Source organism: Neorhizobium puerariae (genome assembly GCF_042429745.1).
In the GTDB taxonomy this organism is placed as follows: domain Bacteria; phylum Pseudomonadota; class Alphaproteobacteria; order Rhizobiales; family Rhizobiaceae; genus Neorhizobium; species Neorhizobium puerariae.
This window is the reverse complement of the sequence record NZ_JBHMAA010000019.1, coordinates 25,925-46,526: the sequence shown is the minus strand read 5'-3', so window position 1 is coordinate 46,526 and position 20,602 is coordinate 25,925. Positions and strand designations below refer to the sequence as shown.

Annotated in this window: 19 protein-coding genes; 6 read left to right on the top strand and 13 right to left on the bottom strand. The window is 59.0% G+C overall.

Annotated features, from left to right (window positions below; all coding sequences use genetic code 11):
* Positions 1 to 8 precede the first annotated feature (8 nt).
* Positions 9 to 815 (bottom strand): ABC transporter ATP-binding protein, encoded by an 807-nt coding sequence (locus tag ACFFP0_RS17915; protein ID WP_377263384.1) that lies wholly within the window; start codon positions 813 to 815, stop codon positions 9 to 11.
* Between the two features lie 152 nt (positions 816 to 967).
* On the opposite strand from ACFFP0_RS17915, the gene ACFFP0_RS17910 reads away from it, so the two are divergent.
* Positions 968 to 1,684: a GntR family transcriptional regulator gene (locus ACFFP0_RS17910; RefSeq protein ID WP_377263382.1), complete on the top strand. Its 717-nt coding sequence runs from the start codon at positions 968 to 970 to the stop codon at positions 1,682 to 1,684.
* A 172-nt stretch (positions 1,685 to 1,856) separates the two neighbouring features.
* On the opposite strand, the gene ACFFP0_RS17905 is transcribed toward ACFFP0_RS17910, so the two are convergent.
* The 10 genes from ACFFP0_RS17905 to ACFFP0_RS32085 form a co-directional block, all read right to left on the bottom strand.
* Positions 1,857 to 2,744 (bottom strand): aldo/keto reductase, encoded by an 888-nt coding sequence (locus tag ACFFP0_RS17905; protein WP_377263380.1) that lies wholly within the window; start codon positions 2,742 to 2,744, stop codon positions 1,857 to 1,859.
* Positions 2,745 to 2,789: 45 nt separating this feature from the next.
* Positions 2,790 to 3,782: an MsnO8 family LLM class oxidoreductase gene (locus ACFFP0_RS17900; protein WP_377263378.1), complete on the bottom strand. Its 993-nt coding sequence runs from the start codon at positions 3,780 to 3,782 to the stop codon at positions 2,790 to 2,792.
* 162 nt (positions 3,783 to 3,944) lie between these two features.
* The gene (locus ACFFP0_RS17895) at positions 3,945 to 5,318 is read right to left on the bottom strand and encodes an LLM class flavin-dependent oxidoreductase (RefSeq protein WP_377263376.1); all 1,374 of its coding nucleotides are present in this window, start codon (positions 5,316 to 5,318) and stop codon (positions 3,945 to 3,947) included.
* Entirely contained in the window at positions 5,311 to 6,927 is a 1,617-nt protein-coding gene (gene nikE, locus ACFFP0_RS17890; RefSeq protein ID WP_377263374.1) for a nickel ABC transporter ATP-binding protein NikE, read from the bottom strand. Before nikE ends, ACFFP0_RS17895 begins: the two co-directional genes overlap by 8 nt.
* Positions 6,924 to 7,772, bottom strand: coding sequence for an ABC transporter permease (locus tag ACFFP0_RS17885; protein WP_377263372.1), 849 nt, complete (start codon positions 7,770 to 7,772; stop codon positions 6,924 to 6,926). Before ACFFP0_RS17885 ends, nikE begins: the two co-directional genes overlap by 4 nt.
* On the bottom strand, positions 7,769 to 8,794 hold the full coding sequence (locus tag ACFFP0_RS17880) for an ABC transporter permease (protein WP_377263370.1): 1,026 nt from the start codon (positions 8,792 to 8,794) through the stop codon (positions 7,769 to 7,771). Before ACFFP0_RS17880 ends, ACFFP0_RS17885 begins: the two co-directional genes overlap by 4 nt.
* Positions 8,795 to 8,798: 4 nt before the next feature.
* Positions 8,799 to 10,421 carry an ABC transporter substrate-binding protein gene (locus tag ACFFP0_RS17875; protein WP_377263367.1) on the bottom strand — a complete coding sequence of 541 codons (1,623 nt, stop codon included), beginning with the start codon at positions 10,419 to 10,421 and terminating at the stop codon, positions 8,799 to 8,801.
* Positions 10,422 to 10,442: 21 nt separating this feature from the next.
* Positions 10,443 to 11,783, bottom strand: a complete 1,341-nt coding sequence (locus tag ACFFP0_RS17870; protein WP_377263365.1) for an NtaA/DmoA family FMN-dependent monooxygenase — start codon at positions 11,781 to 11,783, stop codon at positions 10,443 to 10,445.
* An 83-nt stretch (positions 11,784 to 11,866) separates the two neighbouring features.
* Entirely contained in the window at positions 11,867 to 13,069 is a 1,203-nt protein-coding gene (locus ACFFP0_RS17865) for an acyl-CoA dehydrogenase family protein (protein ID WP_377263363.1), read from the bottom strand.
* Positions 13,070 to 13,532: 463 nt separating this feature from the next.
* Positions 13,533 to 13,727 (bottom strand): integrase core domain-containing protein, encoded by a 195-nt coding sequence (locus ACFFP0_RS32085; RefSeq protein WP_512699794.1) that lies wholly within the window; start codon positions 13,725 to 13,727, stop codon positions 13,533 to 13,535.
* Between the two features lie 214 nt (positions 13,728 to 13,941).
* On the opposite strand from ACFFP0_RS32085, the gene ACFFP0_RS17855 reads away from it, so the two are divergent.
* Positions 13,942 to 14,896, top strand: a protein-coding gene (locus ACFFP0_RS17855; protein WP_377263361.1) for an IS630 family transposase whose coding sequence is annotated in 2 segments (ribosomal slippage) — positions 13,942 to 14,277 and positions 14,279 to 14,896 — 954 coding nt in all. Because the reading frame shifts where the segments join, the coding sequence is not laid out codon by codon here.
* Here ACFFP0_RS17855 and ACFFP0_RS17850 read toward each other — a convergent pair.
* The gene (locus ACFFP0_RS17850; RefSeq protein WP_377263359.1) at positions 14,868 to 15,347 is read right to left on the bottom strand and encodes an IS3 family transposase; all 480 of its coding nucleotides are present in this window, start codon (positions 15,345 to 15,347) and stop codon (positions 14,868 to 14,870) included. The two genes, ACFFP0_RS17855 and ACFFP0_RS17850, sit on opposite strands and share 29 nt — an antisense overlap.
* Entirely contained in the window at positions 15,283 to 15,705 is a 423-nt protein-coding gene (locus ACFFP0_RS17845) for a transposase (protein ID WP_377263358.1), read from the bottom strand. Before ACFFP0_RS17845 ends, ACFFP0_RS17850 begins: the two co-directional genes overlap by 65 nt.
* Positions 15,706 to 16,282: 577 nt before the next feature.
* Between ACFFP0_RS17845 and ACFFP0_RS17840 the strand changes: the two genes are divergently transcribed.
* From ACFFP0_RS17840 to ACFFP0_RS17825, 4 genes are all read left to right on the top strand, one after another.
* A complete protein-coding gene (locus tag ACFFP0_RS17840) occupies positions 16,283 to 17,257 on the top strand; it encodes a nucleoside hydrolase (protein ID WP_377263357.1) in 975 nt (324 codons plus the stop codon).
* 6 nt (positions 17,258 to 17,263) lie between these two features.
* Complete coding sequence (locus ACFFP0_RS17835; RefSeq protein ID WP_377263356.1) at positions 17,264 to 17,992, top strand: cysteine hydrolase family protein; 729 nt, start codon at positions 17,264 to 17,266, stop codon at positions 17,990 to 17,992.
* Between the two features lie 94 nt (positions 17,993 to 18,086).
* Positions 18,087 to 19,505 (top strand): aldehyde dehydrogenase family protein, encoded by a 1,419-nt coding sequence (locus tag ACFFP0_RS17830; RefSeq protein ID WP_377263439.1) that lies wholly within the window; start codon positions 18,087 to 18,089, stop codon positions 19,503 to 19,505.
* Positions 19,506 to 19,517: 12 nt separating this feature from the next.
* Positions 19,518 to 20,495 (top strand): aldo/keto reductase, encoded by a 978-nt coding sequence (locus ACFFP0_RS17825; RefSeq protein ID WP_377263354.1) that lies wholly within the window; start codon positions 19,518 to 19,520, stop codon positions 20,493 to 20,495.
* Positions 20,496 to 20,602: the final 107 nt, after the last annotated feature.

Below are 20,602 nucleotides of genomic sequence, written 5' to 3'. Positions count from 1 at the left end.
CTGGAAAGTCAGAACTGTGTTTTGGATTGAGCGTTGGCGATCTCCTGCGAGAGTTGCCGCCTTAGCGCGTGAAACCGCGGGGCATCGCGGGTTTCGACCTGGTGCCTCGGGCGCGGGAGCCCGACCTTGACCTCAGCACGGATGCCCTCGGGAGCCAGTCCCAGGACGATAATCCGATCGGCGAGGTAAATGGCCTCATCGATATCATGGGTGATGAAGAGGACTGACTGCCCAAGTGTCGACCAGAGGCGAAGAACTTCATCGTTTAGCGTCGCGCGCGTTATCGCATCCAGCGCTGAGAAAGGCTCATCCATCAAAAGCAGGGCCGGGTTCATCACGAGCGATCTCGCCAGGGCAACTCTTTGCCGTTGCCCGCCTGACAAGCGATGCGGAAAGGCGTTGGCGTGATCAGCAAGACCAACCAAGTCCAAGAATGTCTTCGCTGTCTGGTATTGTTGCCCGTTTGACAGCTTCGCGGCCATACGAAGGCCGAAGCGAACGTTTTCCAGAACGCTTAGCCATGGAAACAGATTGGGTGACTGAAAGACATAACCAAGAGCCGGGTGTTCAGGATATACAGCTGATCCATTGATCTCGATCGTCCCCTTCTGCGGCGTGAGGAAGCCTGATAACAGGTTGAGAAGTGTGGATTTGCCGCATCCGGATGGGCCAAGGATGGCGACGAACTCTTCTGGCTGTGTGTGAAGTGAGAAGTTTTGAAAGACTGGTCCAACTCTGCCATCATAAGCAAAGGTGATGCTATCCGCCGTGAAGGACGATCTGGATAAAGATTGTACCAGCAGGTCTGGATGCATGAGGGGAATGACCCGTTGAACATGGACTTACGATGATAATACATTATAATACAAGTTACCCAACGCTGAGTTCGTCCCTTTTCTGGGATTGGGGAGAATGGAATTCCCGAGCCAGGCTGGTTGCTAGCTTAATTTTACCCATCGGCATGTGAATGCAGCTCCTTCGTAATAATCCCGTCTCGCTCTACAAACAGATCGCTGACCATCTTCGCCACAACATTGCACAGGGATCCTACGAGCCGACGGGCCGGCTTCCCTCGGAGGCGCAGATCATGGAGCAATTCGCGGTCAGTCGCGTGACCGTTCGTCTCGCACTTGATGACCTCGAAAACGAGGGGTTGATTGAGCGACGGAAGGGAAAAGGCACGTTTGTGGTTGGCAAACAGGTCAGACACCGGATCGATACGCTTCGCAGCTTTCATGAATCCTTGAAGATCCAGGGGCTGGATGCGACGATGCGGATGATCGATGTCCAAGCCATTGATACTCCGACTTCGCTTATCCCGCATTTTGGGCCAAGGTGCACACGGTTGATCAGGCTGCATCTAGTTTCGAACGAGCCGGTCGCACTTGGCCGTAGTTTCCTGCCCCAATTCATTTCGACGCTGGACGTTGAGGTGATTGAGAGAAATCCGACCTATGCCCTTGTCGATGCGCAATCGGAAGAAAAGATCATCAGCGCCGAGATTGAAATCGGTGCCAAGGTTGTCGACGCGGCGATTGCTGGACCATTGTGGGTCGAGGCCGGCGCTTTTCTGCTGGTGATGGAACGTGCCTCATTTTTCGACAGCGGGGCCCGTGCGGAAAAGTCGGAATTCTACATTCGTCCCGAACGTTACAAGTTCATTCTGGCAAGCCAGCTTGCCTAAACACAGACGCCACTTCGCATTTGAACCGTGTTGGATGGCGCTCTAAGCTGCACCTCCCGCCGGCCGACTTTAACTTTTGACTATCGAACGCGTGGTGATGGAAGATTACCACCGCAGCGGCAGCCTGCGCCTGACCTCATGCCTGTCATGTATGGCGGGGCGTGCAACTCAGTCAGTCGATCACCTTGATCGGGAACGTCTCGACATCAACGATTTCGGGATCGCGGCTGAAGCGGCTGCCAGTGTCGAGCGCGTCGAGCGCTTCTAGCTCCTCGACCGACAGCTTGAAATCAAAGATGTCGAAATTCGACCGAATACGCTCCGGCGTCACGGATTTGGGGATTGCCACGACGCCCTTTTCCAGATGCCAGCGCAGGATGATCTGTCCATTGGTTCGACCATGCACCTTGCCGATTTCGGCGATAAGCGGATGATCCAGAGGGCCGGGCGTCGCGTTAACCGGGTTTCTTGCGACGATGTTTCCAAGCGGAGCCCAGGCTTCCGTAACAATGCCATGACGCAGATTCGTTTTTCTTGCCTCCTTCTGGGCAAAGAAGGGATGAAGCTCGATCTGGTTTACCGCCGGAACGGTGCCGGCATGCTCCAGCAGCCTTTCGATATGCTCCGGCTTGAAATTCGACACGCCGATCGCCCGGACGCGGCCATCGGCCAGCAGCTTTTCCGCAGCCTTGTACGAGGCCAGCGTCGCTTCGAAATTCAACGGATAAGGCCAGTGAAGTAGGTAAAGATCTACATAGTCGAGGCCGAGGCGGCGCAAGCTCCCCGAAAATCCGTTGAGTGCTTCTTCGTAACCGTAATGGCCGATCCACAGCTTGGTGGTGAGGAAAACCTCGGAACGATCGATGCCCGAACTCCTGATCGCCTCTCCGACCTCGCGCTCGTTATTGTAATTGGCGGCCGTATCGACCAGTCTGTAGCCGGTTTCCAGCGCCTGCCGCACAGCGTCGACAGTCAGGTACGGCCGGTCGCGGTTCAATATGCCGAAACCGAGAGCCGGCATGGCGACGCCGTTGTTGAGGGTGACATAAGGCTGCGACATCTGCGGTCCGATCCGTGGGAAGAGAGTATGTGGGAAGGGTGCCGCTCAGGCGGCCAGTGTGACGCCTTTGGGTGCCAGCAATTCTATGCAGGCGAGCCGCTCCTGTGCATCGACGACCGGAGGATCGAGTACAAATTCCTCGATCCCGTAGGTTGCGGACAGTCTGCCCAGTTCGGCGCGAATGGTCGCAGGCGTGCCATACAGAACCGCCGGGATCCGCTCTTCCACTTTATAATCCTCGACGCCGGCCTGACGCGCGAATTCCTTTGCCCTGTCAAGACTGCCGACCAGCTGAGACTGGCCAGTTTCGAGCGTGATCTTGAAGATCTTCAGTTCCGCGACCCTGGCAGCCGCCAGTTTCGCGTTTTCGGCCGCGTAGACGGCCAGCGCCACCACGGGAGATCTGCCGCCGCTTGCCTGCCGGTAAAGATCGAGGCTGCGCTTCAGATTGTCCTCGTCACCGTTGAGATGGCCTGCAAACACGAAGTTCCAGCCGAAATCGGCCGCGATCTGCGCACTCTCCGGGCTCGCACCGAGCAGGAACCGTTCGGCGCCAATCTTGGGACACGGTCCGGCGAATGCGGTGTCACCGCGCTCCTGGCTCTGGGCTGCGTCGAGGAAGCGGTTGAGCTCTCCCAGCTGTTCGGTAAAGCCGGGTTTGCCCTTGTAATAGACTTGGAGGGCTTCCGTCGAGCGCGGCAGACCGCCCGGTGTTTTTCCGACTCCAAGATCTATCCGGTCAGGGGCAAGGCAAGAAAGGACATTGAACACCTCGGCGACCTTGTAGGGGCTGTAGTGCTGCAACATCACCCCGCCGGAGCCGACACGGATACGCGACGTTTTAGCGAGGATCCATGAAATCAGGACTTCGGGGGCGGAGCTGGCAAGCTCTTCGGAGCCATGGTGTTCGGCCACCCAGAAGCGGTGATAACCCAGTTCATCCGCGCGCTTGGCTAGACGAACCGTGCCAGAAAGGGCCGACAGCGCATCTTTGCCGGGCGGGATAGGGCTCTTGTCCAGAATGCTCAGGGTGTACATGCTCTACCTCTCATGCCGGTGAATCGACCGCGCCTTGCCGATGACGGCGCGGACCGGATCTGTGGAAAGAATGCCTTTGCCGCGATCTGTCCTACAGATGCGGCCGGCGAGCTTGCCGGCCTTTAACAGTCGGCCGGTATTCATGTGCTTTTCTTGTCGCCATTAGCCGGTGAGACTTTCAGACCTGATCGAGGCCGGCGCTTCGGCCTTGGGCGGCCCGCCCGGATGCTTCAGCCCGAGATTTTCACGTAGCGTGCGGCCCTCATAATCTGTGCGGAAACGTCCACGGCGTTGTAATTCCGGGATGACGAGTTCGGCAAAATCCCTGAGGCCGCCCGGCATAATCGGCGGCATGACGTTGAAACCGTCGGCGCCGTAATTGTCGAAACGCTCCTCGAGCACATCGGCGATATGTTCCGGCGTGCCGACGACCTGCCAGTGGCCGCGAGCTCCGGCGATGCGCAGGTAAAGTTGGCGGATGGTAAGATTTTCGCGGCGGGCAAGATCGACCACCAGCCTCTGTCTGCTTTTCGTGCCATTGGTCTCGGGAAAATCCGGGAAGGGTCCGTCGAGCGGGTGACCGGACACGTCGAAACCGCCGGAAAAACGGGACAGGGTATCCACGCCGACCTCTGGATGGATCTTCTCCTGCAGCGCCTCGAACTTGTCCTGCGCTTCCGCTTCGCTGCGGCCGACGACGGGAAAAATGCCGGGCATGATCTTCAGATCATCCGGGGACCGGCCATAGGTTGGCATGCGGCTCTTCACGTCGGCGTAATAGGTCGTTGCCTCCTCAAGCGTGATCTGGGCCGCAAAGACGACTTCCGCGGTACGAGCGGCAAGCTCGCGCCCGGGATCGGAAGCACCGGCTTGAACTAGAACAGGGTGACCCTGCGGAGAGCGTGGAACGTTGAGAGGCCCCTTGACCTGAAAGTACCGGCCTTGATGATTAAGGACGTGAAGCTTGCCCGGGTCGAAGTACCGACCGTTTTCGCGATCGCGGATAAAGGCGTCGTCTTCCCAGCTATTCCAAAGACCCAAAACGACGTCGGCGAACTCCTCGGCCATGGCATAACGATCTCGGTGTGCGATCTGGTTTTCGCGTCCAAAGTTCAGTCCTGCGCCGGGATCAGGCGAGGTGACGAGATTCCAGCCAGCGCGTCCCTTGCTGAGGCGGTCCAACGAAGCGAACTGCCGGGCGAGATTGAACGGCTCCGTAAAACTTGCCGAGGCGGTCGCAATGAGGCCAATGTTGGTTGTTGTCGCCGCGAGGGCAGACAAAAGGGTAATAGGTTCAAATGGAAGAAGGCCAGTATGCGCCTTGCGGCTCGCGGCATCTAGATTTTCGAGGCGCACTTCCAGTCCATCCGCGAGAAAGATCGCGTCAAACTTTGCCGCTTCTGCGATCCGCGCAAGCTCTATATAGTCTTCAAGCTCGGTGTTCTGCATGGAATCCTGATGGCGCCATGCCGCGACATGGTGGCCCGTATAAAGCAGGAATGCACCGAGCTTGATCTGATCCTTGCGCTTAGTCATGTCGTCTCCTTGGAGCAATCGCGTCCGCAAAGGGCGCCGGCGGCTGGGGCACGGCCTCCAGAAGCTGGCGGGTAAAGGGATGGGATGGGCGGGCGAAGATCTGCACGCTCTCGCCAGCCTCGACGATCTGTCCGGCCTTAAGAACGATGGTCCGGTCGCAGATCGAGCTTACGACGTTGAGATCATGGCTGATGAACAGGAAGCTCATGGAGAGCTCTTTCCTGAGTTGTGCAAGCAGGGCGAGGATCACCGCCTGGATGGAAACATCGAGCGAAGCAGTCGGCTCGTCGAGCACGAGCAGGCGCGGGTTGACCGCGATCGCGCGGGCAATTCCGACACGCGCCTTCTGGCCGCCGGAAAGCTGGTGCGGCAGCCTTTGCAGAAGCTGACGCGGCAATTCGACCATATCGGCGAGTGTCTCGACGCGCCGGCGCAGGGCATCGGTTTTCAGCCTTTCCAATCTCTGCAGCGGATCGGCAATCGCGGCAAAGGCTGGAAGATGCGGGGCGAGACTGTCTGTCGGATCCTGAAACACGAGCTGAATAGCGGGTCTGACGGGGTTTCTGTAAAACGCCCGGGCCGGCACTGCGCCGATTTGCTCGCCCGAAAACTCGATCGAACCCGAACTCGGATCGATAAGACGTGACACCATGCGGGCAATCGTACTTTTGCCTGATCCCGACTCTCCCACCAGCCCGACACTTTCATTCGTCGAAAGGGAGAAGGAGACACCCTTGACCACGGCCCGCCCGGCGAAAGACTTCTGAAGGTCCCGCACCACCAGTAACGGTTCGGTGCCACGTTGCCGAACGTTCACAATTTGCAGGCGCGGCGTTGCTTCAATCAGCGTACGGGTATAGCTCTCGCTTGGCGCAGAAAAGATGTTTTCGGTCGCCGCGGTTTCGACGACCTTTCCACAGCGCATCACGGTGATGCGGTCGCAATATCGCGATGCAAGCGCCAGATCGTGAGTGATGAGAAGCAGCGACATATCGCGGGAGCGGACGATGTCGTCGAGAAGGTCCATGACGGCCTTCTGCGTCGTCACGTCGAGACCCGTCGTCGGTTCGTCGGCGATCAGCAGCTTCGGCTCGCAGGCGATCGCCATGGCGATCATCGCGCGCTGGCACATGCCGCCCGAAAGCTCATGGGGGAAGGCAGTCAGGGCGCGCGCCGGATCGTTGAATTTCACGTCTTCGAGCAGCTCCAGCGCCTGCGCCCTCGCAAGCTTGCGGCTCGTCCTGCGATGGGCGCGGATGACATCCTCGATCTGGCGGCCGATCGGGCGAACGGGATTGAGTGATGCGCGGGCATTCTGGAAAACCGCAGAGATCTGGACACCGCGGATCTGCCGCAATCGCTGTTCGGATGCACCGGCGATCTCGGCGCCGTCCAGCCGTATCGTTCCGCCCATTATCCTTGCGTTTTGCGGCAGAAGGCCGAGAGCAGCCATTGCCGTCGTCGTCTTGCCCGAGCCGCTTTCGCCGACGACAGCAAGCTTTTCGCCGCGTCTCAAGGAGAGGTTCACACCGTTGAGGCCGGTGCTGACACCGTGATGCGTTGCGAAGGAGACAGTCAGGTTCTCGATGGAAAGGAGAATATCGCTCATCGGCGTTTCCTCGGATCGAAAACGTCTCGCAGGGCATCACCCAGAAGATTGAAGCAGAAGACGGCGAACATCAGCGCGAGACCCGGAAAGGCGACAAGCCACCATTTGCCGCTGGTGATGTATTGCGCGCCGTCGGCAACCATGATGCCCCATTCCGGCGTCGGCGGCTGAACACCGAGGCCGAGGAAGGAAAGGGCGGCGGCATTGAGGATTGCCCAGCCAAGATTGATGGAGATCTGCACCATTATGACCGGAAGCACGTTCGGCAGGATCAGGAGCAGGATGATGCGGACATGGCCGTTACCGGCCAGCCGCGCCGCTTCCACCCAGCCAGCGCCACGCCGCGCATTGACCTCGGCACGGGCGACCCGGATGTAAAAGGGCAGGTTGATCAGGGCTGTCGCATAAACGATGTTCATGACGCCGGTTCCGACGACCGCGATCAGCGCCATGGCCAGAACGAAAAGCGGAAACGCCATCAGCATGTCGACGGCGCGGCTGACCAGCCTGTCCGGCCAACCGCCGAGATAACCGGCAAAGGCGCCGATCACGGCACCGATCGCAAAGGAGAGGAGCACCGAGACAACGGCAATGAAGATATCGAGCCGCGTGGCAACCAGGAGGCGCGAGAGCACATCGCGGCCGACCTGATCCGTCCCGGCCCAGTGCCGCCAGTCCGGCGTGGCAAGCGCGTTCTGCACATTGGACTGCAACGGGTCGTGAGGGGCGATGAGCGGACCGAACAGCGCCACGGCAATCAGGATGGCCGTGCCCGATCCGGCAAGAAGAAGCGTCGGGCCGATGCGGGGGCTGCGTATTGTCGGCGTGTCGAGAATATCGGTCATGACAGCGATACTCGCGGGTCGCTCAGTCCCGACAGGATGTCGATGAGAAGATTGACGAACAGATAGACGCCGCAGACCAGAACGACGAAGCCCTGCACCGGCGCGTAATCGCTGCTGAGCAGCGCATCCATGGCGTAGGCGGAAATACCCGGCCAGGCGAAGACCTTCTCCACGACAATGCTGCCACCAAGCAGACCGGCGACGGTGGTGCCGAGAATGGTCAGGACAGGTAGGATCGCGTTGCGCAATCCATAGGTCAGGACGATCTGGCGGCGGGGCAGGCCGAGTGCGCGGGCCGTGCGGATGAAATCGCTGCTCATCGCGGAAATCATCGATGCGCGGGTGACGCGGGCAAGTGGAGGAACCGTGGCGATGGTCAGGGTCAGGATAGGCAGGACAAGCTGGCTCACTGCCGACACGAATGTCTCGAGGTCTCGAACTAGGAGCGTATCGATCAGGATGAACCCGGTCACGGTCGGCGGAACAATTGCAAATAGATCGAGACGCCCCGTTGGCGCGGGTGCCCAGCCGGCGAGATAATAGAAGACAAAGACGAGCAGCAACCCGGTGACGAATGCGGGCAGCGTCACCCATATCGTACAAAGAATTCGAACCCCGTGGTCGATCAGCGAATCCGGGCGGAGTGCTGCGGTTATCCCAAGCGCAAGTGCGGTGACGAGAGACACGACGAAGCTGAGCGACACCAGTTCCAGCGTCGCGGGCAGCCTGTCCCACAGGTCGTCAGCAACAGCCCGACCCGTCATCAATGACCGGCCGAAATCACCGCGCGTCATATCCCAGAGATAAAGCCCGAGCTGTTCGGGCAGGGGGCGGTCGAGGCGCAACTGCTGCCTCAATTCGGTGACATCGGCTGCCGTGGCGGAAGGCGAGGCGGCAAAAAGTGCCGCCGGATCACCCGGCAGCACGCGTAGCAGCAGAAAGATAAGCACCAACACGCCTGCCAGGGCCGGAATGGCCGACAGAAATCGCTGAAGGATCATGCGCGTGCGGGGGCCGATCATGATGTCAGGCCGACCGCGACAGATCGCGCGGATCGACCTGATTGTGGAACCAGGTCGTGAAGCCCTTCACGGATGCGGAGGTCACGATTTCCAGGGCGGGCTTCCAGAACAGGATCGACGGCGCCTCTTCATAAACGAGGGCGATCAGCCGCTTTGCGCCGGCGGCATATTTCGCGTCGTCCTTCTCGAAGCGGATCGCGTCCAGAATCTGCGCCACTTCCTTGTTGTCCCACTGCGAGCGGTTCCAGCGCTGGCCGCCGAGGAAGAAGATCCGGAAGAAGTAATCCGTGACCGGGAACATAGCGAAGGTACGGTCGAGGGACAGCGGTTCCTTTTTCGTGTGGAGGGATTCGGCCCATTGCGCATCGGTGTAGGGCTCGACCTGAATTGTGACACCGATATTGGCCAGCGCTTCCTGGATCAGCACGGCCGGGGATGCGAGATAGGCCGCTTTGCTCGTCGTGTAGTGAAGCTTGGTCGTAAAGCCGTTCGGGTAGCCGGCTTCCGCCAGCAGGCGCTTTGCCTCAGCGAGGTCGGTTTTCCAGGGAAGGGCCTGCGGATACTGGTAGGTATCGGGCTCCTTCTCCCAAGTCGCTCCGAATAGAGGTTCGCCAAAGCCGTTGGCGCCGATCTTGAAGAGATCGTCGTACGGGATCGCCAGCGACAGCGCCTTGCGGACCTTCACATTGTCGAAAGGTGCAATCTGAGTGTTGAAATTGAGGAGCGTAAAACCGCCAGGCATCGGCTCGGCGATCGTGTTGACGGCCGGATTGCCCGAAAGCGTGGTGAAATTCTCGCGCAGCAGGCTCACCGTCACATCCGCATCGCCGCGGGAGATCAGGTTTGCGCGTGCGGACGCATCCGGAATGGTCTGGATAATGACGCGCGGGAAATTCGGCAAGGTGCCGCTCTTCCAGGCATCATGGCGGGCAAGTGTCAGCTGCTGTCCCTGCACATAGTTTGCGACCTTGTAGGCGCCGCCGCCGGCCGTGTTTTCCTTGAGCCACGTCTCACCCCAGGGCTCGGCCGCTCCGGCCTTTTCGCGCACCAGCTTGGAATTGTAGATCGGCGCAAACATGGAGGCGAGGTTCGGCAGGACAAGACGATCTGGCTGCTTCAGCTTGATCTGGAACGTATGCTCGTCCACGACAGAAAACTGCTCGGCATCGGTCAGCGAACCTGTCTGCAGCTGCGAACGACCCGTTACCTTGCCAAGCACGGCGCGATCGAGGGACCATTTGACGTCTTCCGCCGTGACCGGCCGGCCGTCATGGAAGGTTGCGTCGTGACGGAGGTGGAAGGTGTAGGTCAGCCCGTCTTCGCTGACCTCGAAACGCTCGGCAAGTTCGCCGATGATCTTGTTGTAATCGAAGATAAAACTGCCCTTGTTGCGGCTGCTCGGCAGGCGGTCGAAACGCACGAGGCGATCATAGACGCTCGCGCCTAACACGACCGAGTCCGCCGATGCACCAACGCCGATCGGGTCGAGCGTGTTGAAGATGCCGCCGCTCACATAACGGAGGGTTTCGTTACGGGACTGCGAGAAGGCAACACCGTTGCCGAGATAAACCAGCGGAATGGAAACGCCGACGGTCTTGATGAAATTACGCCTTGAGAGTTTGCTCATGAGTTGAACCTGGCCAGGAAGTTAGGTGTTTTGAATTGCTTCGGCGGGCGGCGCCTTAGGCTGCCGCTCCGGTATTGCAAGCCCGAAATGATCGCGCAGGGTGCGGCCACTATACTGCTTGCGGAAAATGCCCTTTGCCCGCAGCAGCGGCACCACTTCGTCGACGAAGATCGACAGCCCGTGCGGCAGGATATCCGGCATGAGATTGAAGCCATCCGCGGCGCCCGCCACGAACCAGGCCTCGATCTCGTCGGCGATGACCTGCGGCGTACCGGCAAGAAACCGGTGACCGATACTGCCGCCGAGCCTGCGAATGAGTTGCCGCGCTGTCAGCTTGTCCCGTCGTGCCGCCGCAAGCGTTGCCGCAGCAAATGTGTGGTCGCCATTGGCCGGTATCTCGATATCGTCCGGCAGTTGCCTGTCCAGTTCCAGTCGCGTTGCGTCGATGCGGAACAGCACTGCCAGCCGGTCCACGGCGGCCCGCTCAGGGAACAGACCCCAGAGCTCTTCCTCGCGGCGCTTCACCTCTGCTTCGGTCGAGCCGATGAGTGTCGACAAACCCGGCAGAACGAGGATCGGACCCTTGCGGCTATAGGCTGCCGCTCGACGACGTATATCCGTCGCAAACTCCACGCTCTCTTCGATGGTCTGGGCAATGGAAAAGATCGCTTCGGCATATTTTGCCGCGAGATCGCGTCCGTCATTCGAGCCGCCAGCCTGGATCAGGACCGGATAACCCTGCGGTGAACGCGGCAGGCTGAGAGGACCCGACACGCTGTGATACTCGTCCTGGAAGTCGATCGGCCGCACCAGATCGGTATCGATGAACAGGCCGGACTGCTTGTCACCGACGAAAGCGCCGTCCTCCCAGCTGTCCCAGAGCGCCCTGACCACCCGCGTGAAGGAATCGGCTCTGAGATAGCGGTCATGATGCGGGACCTGGTCGCGATATCCGAAATTGCGGGCAGCGGCGGCCTCGGCCGTGGTCACGACGTTCCACCCGGCCCGGCCATGGCTTGCGTGGTCGAGGCTCAAAATGCGTCGGGCAATATTGTAAGGATCGTTGAACGTGGTTGAGGCTGTAGCGATAAGGCCGATCGTTTCAGTCACCACAGCCATGGCGGACAGAACGACAGTCGGTTCCAGCGCCTGGTATGGGCGCAGCCGCGGCAGCCCCGTTATGACTGGAATATCGGCCATGAAGACGGCATCGAACGTCCCGCGTTCGGCGATCCGCGCGATCTCCAGAAAGTGCTTGATATCGAGAAAGGCTGCCGGATCGCTGACCCCAGCACGCCATGCTGCGCCATGAAATCCGGAATTCAACGCGTTGACGTTGAGATGCAGTTCGCGCTTGGTCATGGCGCCAGAGCGTCCTTAAATTGCCGGCCTTCGACGGATTTCCGTCCTGCCTTCCGGTTGATCGCGTACAAGGACCGAACTCCTTAGAAAAAGCCGTTGTCCGGGAGGGATGTCCCGTTGAGTTCCAGCGCGCCAATGGCAATGGCCTTGTAGGATGCCGGATTGTGGGAGATCAGCGTTCGGATATTGCGCCAGTGGCGGTCGAGATTGGCTTTTCGCGTGGCAGCCGAAGCACCGCCGACATCGAAGATCATACTTGCCGCCCGGGTGCCGATCTCGTCGATCGTCACTTTTGCCTGCGCTGAAGTGAGCGCCGCGTAATGCGCCTTTTCGAACGTATATTCCCCGTCGTTCGCCGCGTCGAGCGCATCGGCTGCTGCAAGTACGGTCGCTTCTGCGGCGAAAGCGGCGCTTGCGATCTGTCCGAGCGCCTGCTGAAGGATCGGGTCCTCGGAAGGATTTGGTGTCGGAGCATGAGCGAAGCTCCGGTTTCTGCGCTTGATCAACCTCGCTGCGTCGTTCCCGGCCGCCCGAATGACGCCTGCTACGACGGCGGTGACGAGAAGATGGCCCAGTGTGGTCGAATAGGCGGTTCGGAATCCGTCTTCCGGAGCGTCTGGATAAATTTCATCTTCGTTGATCGCGACATCGGAAAAGCGCGTCGTGCCAGAGCCGGTGAGCCGTTGTCCCATGCCGTCCCAGTCATCTTCAATCTCTACGCCCTCGCGCTTGGCAGGAATGACGACGGACACCTTCCTGCCGTCCTTCCAGGCTGCTCGGACGAGGATGTAGTCCGAATAAAGGCTGCCAGTCGAATAGAATTTCGTCCCATTAAGCCTGATCGAAGAACCAACCCGATCGATTGTCGTATCCACAAGACCTGCGCCGGCGGTCTTACCGAGTTCACCGGCTGCCAGCCCGAAGATATGGCCTTCGGCGACGAGCTTTATCCATTTCTCGCTTCTGGCGATGTTCGGCTGCGCAAAAAGTTCGACAAAACAGTAGTGATTGCGAAGAATATGCGCGACATTCGCGTCAGCAGCCGCAAGATCAACGACAGTCTTGATCAATTGGCGAAAGCTCGCCCCGGCGCCCCCCGCCGAGATTGGGAGACGCAGTGCGCCAAGGCGGTTTTCACGAACGATCTCCAATGGCGCATAGGCAAGCTCGCGCGTCAGGTCGCGCGCCGATTCCCCTTCACCGATCTGCGTGATGATCGATGCGAGCCTCGCCGAGCCTGGCTGCGGAGGGCTGGTCCCTGAGGTGATCGCGATCGCTTTGTTCATAACTGTACCAGCCTGGGGAGGTTCGTATGTGATTGAGGCGCCTGTTGTAACGGCCGCCAGATGGAGAAGAAGAAATCACGCTTTAAAATGCACTAAATTTATAGAAAATTATCCCGCGAACCGGATCTCGCCGTCTTACCGAGAAACGGAGTGGCGCGCGGCGCGCGAGGTTTCTATACCTTAATCCCTACCGAGCGTGGCCGTAGCCTTCGCGCCCCGCGATCACAGCGCTAACTGGGGGCTTCACCGAACTGATTTCGGTAGTGCTGGCAGTCAACAAAATTCACATATGGGTCGGCGGTTCGTTATGGCATAAGAGCAAAGCCACGTGTCAAACGCACCGACGTGACCGGATCAGCCGTCTGTTGATTGCCACTGAGAACTGACCCGGCGTTGGAGTGAACCCCTCGGGCTGGACCAGAGAGCCGCTTCTAACTAAGCCGCCTGCTGGGCGAGTTGGGTTTCAAATTCTGCTGGCGCTCTGTCCAAGGGCTGAGTGCAGCCGCTTGTAATTGTAGACCTCCTCGATGAACTTCGGCAACCGCTCGGCGACGTCCGCAAAGGTCTCGTAGCCTGCGGGGTAGATATCCTCCACTTTCAGTGTCTTCATAAAGCTCTCTGCTTGCGCATTGTGATATGGGTTTCCAACGGCGCTCATGGAGCCTATCAGCCCGGCCGCATCAAGCGCCCGTCGGTAGGTCTTGCTTGCGTATTGGCATCCGCGGTCCGTGTGATGAATGCAGCCCGGCGGAGGTCTCCTATTCTCGATCGCTGAATGCAACGCCGCCAGCGCTAGAGCATCGGATTGGAAAACGGAATCTCTGACTTCCCAATAGGATCGGATGGTGATTCACTTGGCCAGGAGGTGCTGCATGGCCAAGTCGTATTCGTCGGATCTTCGTTCCCGTGTTGTTGCTTATGTGGAGGCGGGTCATTCGCGTCGCGCAGCGGCCCGTCGTTTCAGTGTCAGCGACAGCTTCGCGGTGAAGCTGCTGCAGCGGGTTGCCGAACATGGCACGCTGTCTCCCGCTCGTCAGGGTCGCCCCCGTTGCGGCCGGCTCGTGCCGTTCGAGGGTTTCTTGGTCGGCACGGTCGAAAAGCAGCCCGACATCACCATGCCGGAGCTGGCGGTGCGACTGTTTGAGGAACACACGGTGAAGGCAGACCCGGCGGAACTGTCCCGGTTCCTGTGCCGATGTGGCTTCACATAAAAAAAAAGCGCTGCTGGCGTCGGAATGCGAACGCGCTGACGTCGCCAAGGCCCGGCACAGATGGCGGCAGTCCCGTCAATCGCGCATGCGCAATCAGCCCGGTCGCCTGGTCTTTATCGACGAAACCTCCGTCACCACGAAGATGACACGTCTGCGTGGACGAAGCCGTAAGGGAGAACGTCTCAAAGCACACGCTCCTTTCGGTCATTGGGGCACGCAGACCTTCATCGCAGCCCTGCGATGCGATGGGCTGACCGCTCCCTGGATCATCGACAAGGCGATGAACCGAGCAGCCTTCGATACCTATGTCGAGACCCAGCTCGCACCGACCCTGCACAAGGGCGACGTCGTCATCCTCGACAATCTCGCCGTTCACAAGAGCGCAAAGGCAGCCGCATGCCTCAGAAACAAAGGCGCATGGTTCCTGTTCCTGCCGCCCTACAGTCCCGATCTCAATCCCATAGAAATGGCCTTCGCCAAGCTCAAGGCACACCTGAGAAAAGCGAAAACCAGAACCTTCGACGCCTTGTGGCGAGCTGTCGGCGACATCTGCAATCTCTTCACTCCAACTGAATGTTGGAACTTCATCAAAGACGCAGGATATGCGTATGCTTAATTGTCCGATGCTGTAGCGGCGTGTCCAGTCGCTTTGGCAGACCATAGCCGACGACTTTCCGACTGCAGGCATCGAGAATAACAGCAAGATAGCAGAAGCCCGCGGCAATGCGGATATAGGTAAAATCCGCCACCCAGACCATGTTGGGCCGAGCGGGGATCAGGTTGCGGTAGAGGTTCGAGTAGATTGGTGAATCGTGGCCACTGTCCGTCGTTCGAACATAGCGCTTTCGAGGCTTGATGCCCAATCCATTGGCCCGCATGACACGAGCCACGCGCTTGTGATTGACGAGGTGCCCCCGTCGGTGAAGCTCGTGCGTCACGCGGCGATAGCCGTAGCAGGGCAATTCATCCTGAATGCACTCGATGATCGCAACGAGTTCGGTATCATCGAGATTCAAAGTCCTTGCTGTGGAGCGGTAGTAGTAGCTGCTTCTCGGGAGGTCGATCATCTTGCACCCCATCGGACGGAGCAGGCCGCGGGCCGGTGACGATGGAGGAATTCTCGTTGCCGCCGGCGATCGGCTGCCGCGGAGTTTTTTTAACCAGGTCCAACTCCATCGTGAGCTGGCCGACTTTGCGTTCGAGCGCCGCGATCTGCGCCTCATATTCGGCGATGACGCTAGCCTCTGCCTCTTCATCGTTCAGTTCGCCGCGGTGGAACTGCGTCAACCACAACTGGATAAGGTTGGCCGAAACGCCGTACGTGCGTTGCGCGTCGCGCCGTCCAATGACACCGTTTCGAATATCCTGGCAAAGCTGCAGCTTGAACGGCGTCGAATGCCGTCGATATAGTCCTCGGGACTTCATGAGCCTTCTCCGATTGAGGCCCACAGAGCGTATCAGTTTTTCCGTCTCCCGTGGTCCAGCCCGAGGGGTTCACTCCAACGCGGGGTCAGTTCCCAGTGGCAATCAACAGGTCAGAAAGTTGGCGTCATCACGCACGTCGCTGCAATGATCGAACGGATTGCCGTGCAGATTCGTGTAGAAAAGCGTGGCGCTGGGCGATCGGAGTTTCAGACGGATCGACGCCGATGTGGCCTCTGTGAAGACCTTAACACGAGCATTTGCATAGGTATCAAAGTTTGCCGACTAAACCGAGATGTTTTTGGTTCGATCTTTATCAAGACCTGTGGCTGTTCACCCCAATGCGGGTGTCTCTCCGCATGCCTTCCATATCAAATCCTCCGGCATAGTCTGGAAATGATCGGTCGGTATTCAACTGATCGGATAGCGGTTCTCGAACACATAATATATTGAAAAATATATAAAAATTATGCATCGCTCGACACAAAGCCATTCTTAGGTGGACGAGACGGATTTTGAATATTGACAAATCGTCAGACAATAAGACAAGATGATAGCAGATATGAAAGAGGGAAACTAAATGCACTTTTTGCTTGATGGCGATCCTGGCCACGATGACATGCTCACCCTGTATCTCGCCGCGAAGCATGTGAATGTCGTAGGCCTGACCACGACCTTCGGCAACAGTTCCGTCGAACATACGACGCGCAACGCGTTGAGGTGCCTGCAGATGGGCAATCTGAATCATATTCCGGTTGCGAAGGGATCCGTCCGTCCATTGGTCAATGAGCCGCGATACGCGCCGCATATCCATGGCGACACCGGTCTTGACGGAGCCGAACTCCCGGAAGCGACCGTGGATATCCAGCCGTTGCATGCCGTGGACTTCATTATCGAGCAGAGCTTCAAATATGACGATCTCGTCCTAGTGCCGACGGGACCGTTGACCAACGTCGCCTCGGCCCTGATCAAGGACCCTACGCTTGCGAAGCGCCTGAAGGGGATTTCGCTGATGGGCGGGTCGTTGACCTTCGGCAATACGACGCCCGCGGCGGAACTTAATATTTATCTCGATCCCGAAGCGGCCGACGTGGTGTTCCGCAGCGGCGTTCCGATCAAGATGTTCGGTCTCAACGTCACGCGCATGGCGAATGCGACGAAGGAGCGAATCGCTGATATTCGTGCAATCGGCACTCCCTTTGCGGCAACCGTTGCCGACCTCATCGAATACTACAGGATGGCGCTCAACAAGGCATTCGGACTTGAGGGTGCGTCCCTTCACGATCCGCTGGCGATCGCCGTTTTCATCGCTCCGGAACTGTTCACCCTCAAGAAGATGAACGTTCAGATCGAACTCAACGGCAAACTCACGCGCGGCATGACCGTCTGCGACTACCGGTCGAGCGATGGCCGCCGCGTCAAGCGCGACGACGCCGAGTTCGAGAATGATTCCGCAGTCGTTTCCGGATTTGAAGAGAATGTCGAGGTCGCCGTCGACATGGATGTCGACGGCTTCTTCAAGCTCTTGAACGAAACCCTTGCAATGTATCAGTGATCGACGATGCCCAGCCAATCCCGTGACCAGATATTGAGCGCCTATATGGAAACATATGGGCTCGACGAGAGCCAGTTGATGGAGGACAGCGTTTCGGAAACGAAGGCTGTTCTCGACGCCGCCGCCGATTATGCGCTCGATAGGCATGACGCCTTTGAGATCAAGCCGGAACGATGTGCGCTGGTGGTCATCGATATGCAGGTCGGCTTCGTTGCGCACGGCAGTGCGCAGTGGATCCCGCAGGCCGAGCGCATGCTTCCGCCCTTGATCGGTTTTGCCGATGCCTGCCGCGATGCTGGAATTCCGGTTTTGCTGACGTCGGCCAATACGCTGAGCCCGGCCCCTAACGATGCGCCTCGGTTTTCCAAGGCGATGGCGGAAGGGAATCTGGGAGATGATGCGCCCGGTCTCGAGATCATGACCGGTCTCCACCGAAAGGGCGATTATCTCATTACAACGAAGCGGACCTACGATTCGTTTTATGGAACCGACCTCGACATGCAGTTGCGCTCGCGCGGGCGCGATACGGTCATCATTACCGGCACGATGACGAACTATTGCTGCGAGGCCACCGCCCGCAGTGCGTTCGATCGCGGCTATCACGTCGTCTTCATGTCGGACCTGACCGCGACCGACATCGCGCTCTGCCATGAGGCGACGCTCCTGACGATGCGGCGCGGCTATGCGCGTGTCATGGACCGGTTCCGGTTCCTACAGGAAATTGGCGTCGAATGACTGGCAGCCGGACCGGCCTCCGGAAACAGCGAAACAGGGTCGAGCGCAGTTCTCGGCCGATCCATGGATGGTTTGCAAAGGGAATAACTTGGCAATGCTTGGACGCACTGAATTTTACATTGACGGGCGTTGGGTAGCTCCAGGCGGAGTTGGCCGTATCGATGTCGAAAACCCGGCGACGGAAGAAATTATCGGTGTCGTCGGCGAAGGGGTTCCTTCGGATGTTGATGCCGCCGTCAAGGCCGCCCGAGCCGCATTTCCGTCCTTTTCCGCAACAAGCAAGAGCGAGCGTCTGGCATTGCTCGAACGCATCGTCTCGGTCTTCGAATCCCGCACCCACGATATTGCCAGTGTCATTTCCCGGGAAATGGGATCGCCGATTTCCTTTGCCTATAAGGCGCAGGCCTGCGGCCCGCTGGATCACTTCCGCACGGCGATACAAACCCTGCAAAGCTATTCCTTCACCCATGAGATCGACGGCGCGGAGGTGGTTCGCGAGTCGATCGGCGTATGCGGCTTCATCACGGCATGGAACTGGCCGCTCAGCCTGATTGCCTCCAAGCTCGCCTATGCGCTGGCGGCCGGCTGCACGGTCGTCCTGAAGCCGAGCGAAATATCTCCGCTTTCGGCTCTCATGCTCGCGCAGGTCCTTCATGATGCAGAGGTCCCCGCCGGGGTCTTCAATCTGGTCAATGGCACGGGTCCGGTTGTCGGTCACGCCATAGCGAGCCATCCTGATATCGATATGGTTTCGTTTACCGGCTCCACGCGCGCCGGCGTGCTTATCGCCAAGGCTGCCGCGGATACGGTCAAGCGCGTTCATCAGGAACTCGGCGGAAAGTCGGCTCATATTGTGCTTCCCGATGCCGATGTCGCCGCCGCCGCTCATGCAAACGTACAGCGGCTGTTTGCCAATGCCGGCCAGTCCTGCCAGGCGCCGACACGCATGCTGGTCCATTCAAGCCGTTACGAAGAAGCGCTGATACATGCCCGCAATGCCGCCGAACAGGTCAAGGTCGGCGCACCCTCGGATCCTGACACGTTCCTCGGTCCGGTTGTCTCAAAAACGCAGTTCGACCGGGTCCAGACCCTTATAGAAAGCGGGATCAGCCAAGGCGCTCGCCTTGTGACGGGCGGTCTGGGCAAGCCGGAGGGGCTGTCGAAAGGTCACTTCGTACGGCCGACGATTTTCGGCGATGTCGACAACAGCATGACCATCGCCCGCGAAGAGATTTTCGGCCCTGTCCTGCCGATCATTTCCTATTCGAGCGTTGATGAGGCCGTCGCAATCGCAAATGACACGCCCTACGGGCTGGCCACATATATCCAGGCTGAAACGAAGGCGGAAGCCCGCGAACTGGCCCCGAGGCTGCGCTCGGGACGGGTCTATCTCAACAGCATGGGCGCCCATACGCGTGCGCCGTTCGGCGGCTACAAGCAGTCGGGCAACGGACGAGAGCAGGGTGAATTCGGCCTTGAAGAGTATCTCGAAGTCAAGGCGATCATTTCGTAAGGGGTAATGGCGATGAAATATGCTCGGTTGGGCCGCTCGGGTCTCGTCGTATCCCGTTTCACGCTCGGCTGCATGAGCTTTGGCGATCCCGCCAAGGGTGCGCATGCCTGGACAGTGTCGATCGATGAGGCTCGCAAAGTCGTTCACGCCGCGTTGGATGCGGGTGTGACGGTGTTCGATACCGCCAATCTTTACTCCGATGGGTCGAGCGAGGAAATCATCGGCACACTTCTGCAGGAGGCGGGAGTGCGCGACGAGATCGTTCTGGCGACCAAGGTCTGGGCGCGCATGGCGCCGGGTCCCAAGGGTGGCGGCCTTTCACGGGCGGCGATCCTGCGGCAGGTCGACGAGAGTCTCAGGCGCCTGCGCACCGACTATATCGATCTCTACCAGATTCATCGCTTTGATCCCGATGTTCCTGTCGAGGAAACGATGGAGGCGCTGCACGACCTCATCCGCGCCGGCAAGGTTCGATATATCGGCGCCTCGTCCATGTTTGCCTGGCAATTCGCCAAACTGCAACATGCCGCGGATCTGAACGGACTGACGCCCTTCGTATCGATGCAGGACCAATACAATCTCCTGATGCGCGAAGAGGAACGCGAAATGCATCCCTATTGCGCAGATCGCGGCGTCGGGATCATGGCGTGGAGCCCGCTCGCCCGCGGCCGCCTGGCGATCGCATGGGGCGAGACGACCGGTCGCATCGAGACGGATGTTTATGGTGCGACACTATACACCCAGGACCAGAACTCCAATCGGGCAATCATCGATGCCGTGGGCAGGATTGCCAGCGAGCGCGGTGTCAGCCGTGCCCAGATCGCGCTTGCCTGGGTTCTCGGTAAATCTCCGGTGAATACCGCCATCCTCGGTCCGACGCAGGTCGATCAGTTGTCGGATTGCCTGGCCGCTGTCGATCTTGAACTGACGGCGGAGGAGGTCGCAAGCATCGAACAGCCTTATACCGCGCGGGACATTCCGGTTTTCTGATCGATCTCGCGATAATGCCCAATCTTCTAACACAAACCCCGATGCGAGGTCAGGGAGAAAGTTCACGGTAAAATTGTCAGACAATGCCGAATTCTGACATTATGGCA

What these genes read in the sequence shown, in the direction of transcription:
- ACFFP0_RS17915 (WP_377263384.1), bottom strand. Translation starts at nt 815, where the DNA reads ATGCATCCAGACCTGCTGGTACAATCTTTATCCAGATCGTCCTTCACG.
- ACFFP0_RS17910 (WP_377263382.1), top strand. Translation starts at nt 968, where the DNA reads ATGCAGCTCCTTCGTAATAATCCCGTCTCGCTCTACAAACAGATCGCT.
- ACFFP0_RS17905 (WP_377263380.1), bottom strand. Translation starts at nt 2,744, where the DNA reads ATGTCGCAGCCTTATGTCACCCTCAACAACGGCGTCGCCATGCCGGCT.
- ACFFP0_RS17900 (WP_377263378.1), bottom strand. Translation starts at nt 3,782, where the DNA reads ATGTACACCCTGAGCATTCTGGACAAGAGCCCTATCCCGCCCGGCAAA.
- ACFFP0_RS17895 (WP_377263376.1), bottom strand. Translation starts at nt 5,318, where the DNA reads ATGACTAAGCGCAAGGATCAGATCAAGCTCGGTGCATTCCTGCTTTAT.
- nikE (WP_377263374.1), bottom strand. Translation starts at nt 6,927, where the DNA reads ATGAGCGATATTCTCCTTTCCATCGAGAACCTGACTGTCTCCTTCGCA.
- ACFFP0_RS17885 (WP_377263372.1), bottom strand. Translation starts at nt 7,772, where the DNA reads ATGACCGATATTCTCGACACGCCGACAATACGCAGCCCCCGCATCGGC.
- ACFFP0_RS17880 (WP_377263370.1), bottom strand. Translation starts at nt 8,794, where the DNA reads ATGATCGGCCCCCGCACGCGCATGATCCTTCAGCGATTTCTGTCGGCC.
- ACFFP0_RS17875 (WP_377263367.1), bottom strand. Translation starts at nt 10,421, where the DNA reads ATGAGCAAACTCTCAAGGCGTAATTTCATCAAGACCGTCGGCGTTTCC.
- ACFFP0_RS17870 (WP_377263365.1), bottom strand. Translation starts at nt 11,783, where the DNA reads ATGACCAAGCGCGAACTGCATCTCAACGTCAACGCGTTGAATTCCGGA.
- ACFFP0_RS17865 (WP_377263363.1), bottom strand. Translation starts at nt 13,069, where the DNA reads ATGAACAAAGCGATCGCGATCACCTCAGGGACCAGCCCTCCGCAGCCA.
- ACFFP0_RS32085 (WP_512699794.1), bottom strand. Translation starts at nt 13,727, where the DNA reads ATGAGCGCCGTTGGAAACCCATATCACAATGCGCAAGCAGAGAGCTTT.
- ACFFP0_RS17850 (WP_377263359.1), bottom strand. Translation starts at nt 15,347, where the DNA reads ATGATCGACCTCCCGAGAAGCAGCTACTACTACCGCTCCACAGCAAGG.
- ACFFP0_RS17845 (WP_377263358.1), bottom strand. Translation starts at nt 15,705, where the DNA reads ATGAAGTCCCGAGGACTATATCGACGGCATTCGACGCCGTTCAAGCTG.
- ACFFP0_RS17840 (WP_377263357.1), top strand. Translation starts at nt 16,283, where the DNA reads ATGCACTTTTTGCTTGATGGCGATCCTGGCCACGATGACATGCTCACC.
- ACFFP0_RS17835 (WP_377263356.1), top strand. Translation starts at nt 17,264, where the DNA reads ATGCCCAGCCAATCCCGTGACCAGATATTGAGCGCCTATATGGAAACA.
- ACFFP0_RS17830 (WP_377263439.1), top strand. Translation starts at nt 18,087, where the DNA reads ATGCTTGGACGCACTGAATTTTACATTGACGGGCGTTGGGTAGCTCCA.
- ACFFP0_RS17825 (WP_377263354.1), top strand. Translation starts at nt 19,518, where the DNA reads ATGAAATATGCTCGGTTGGGCCGCTCGGGTCTCGTCGTATCCCGTTTC.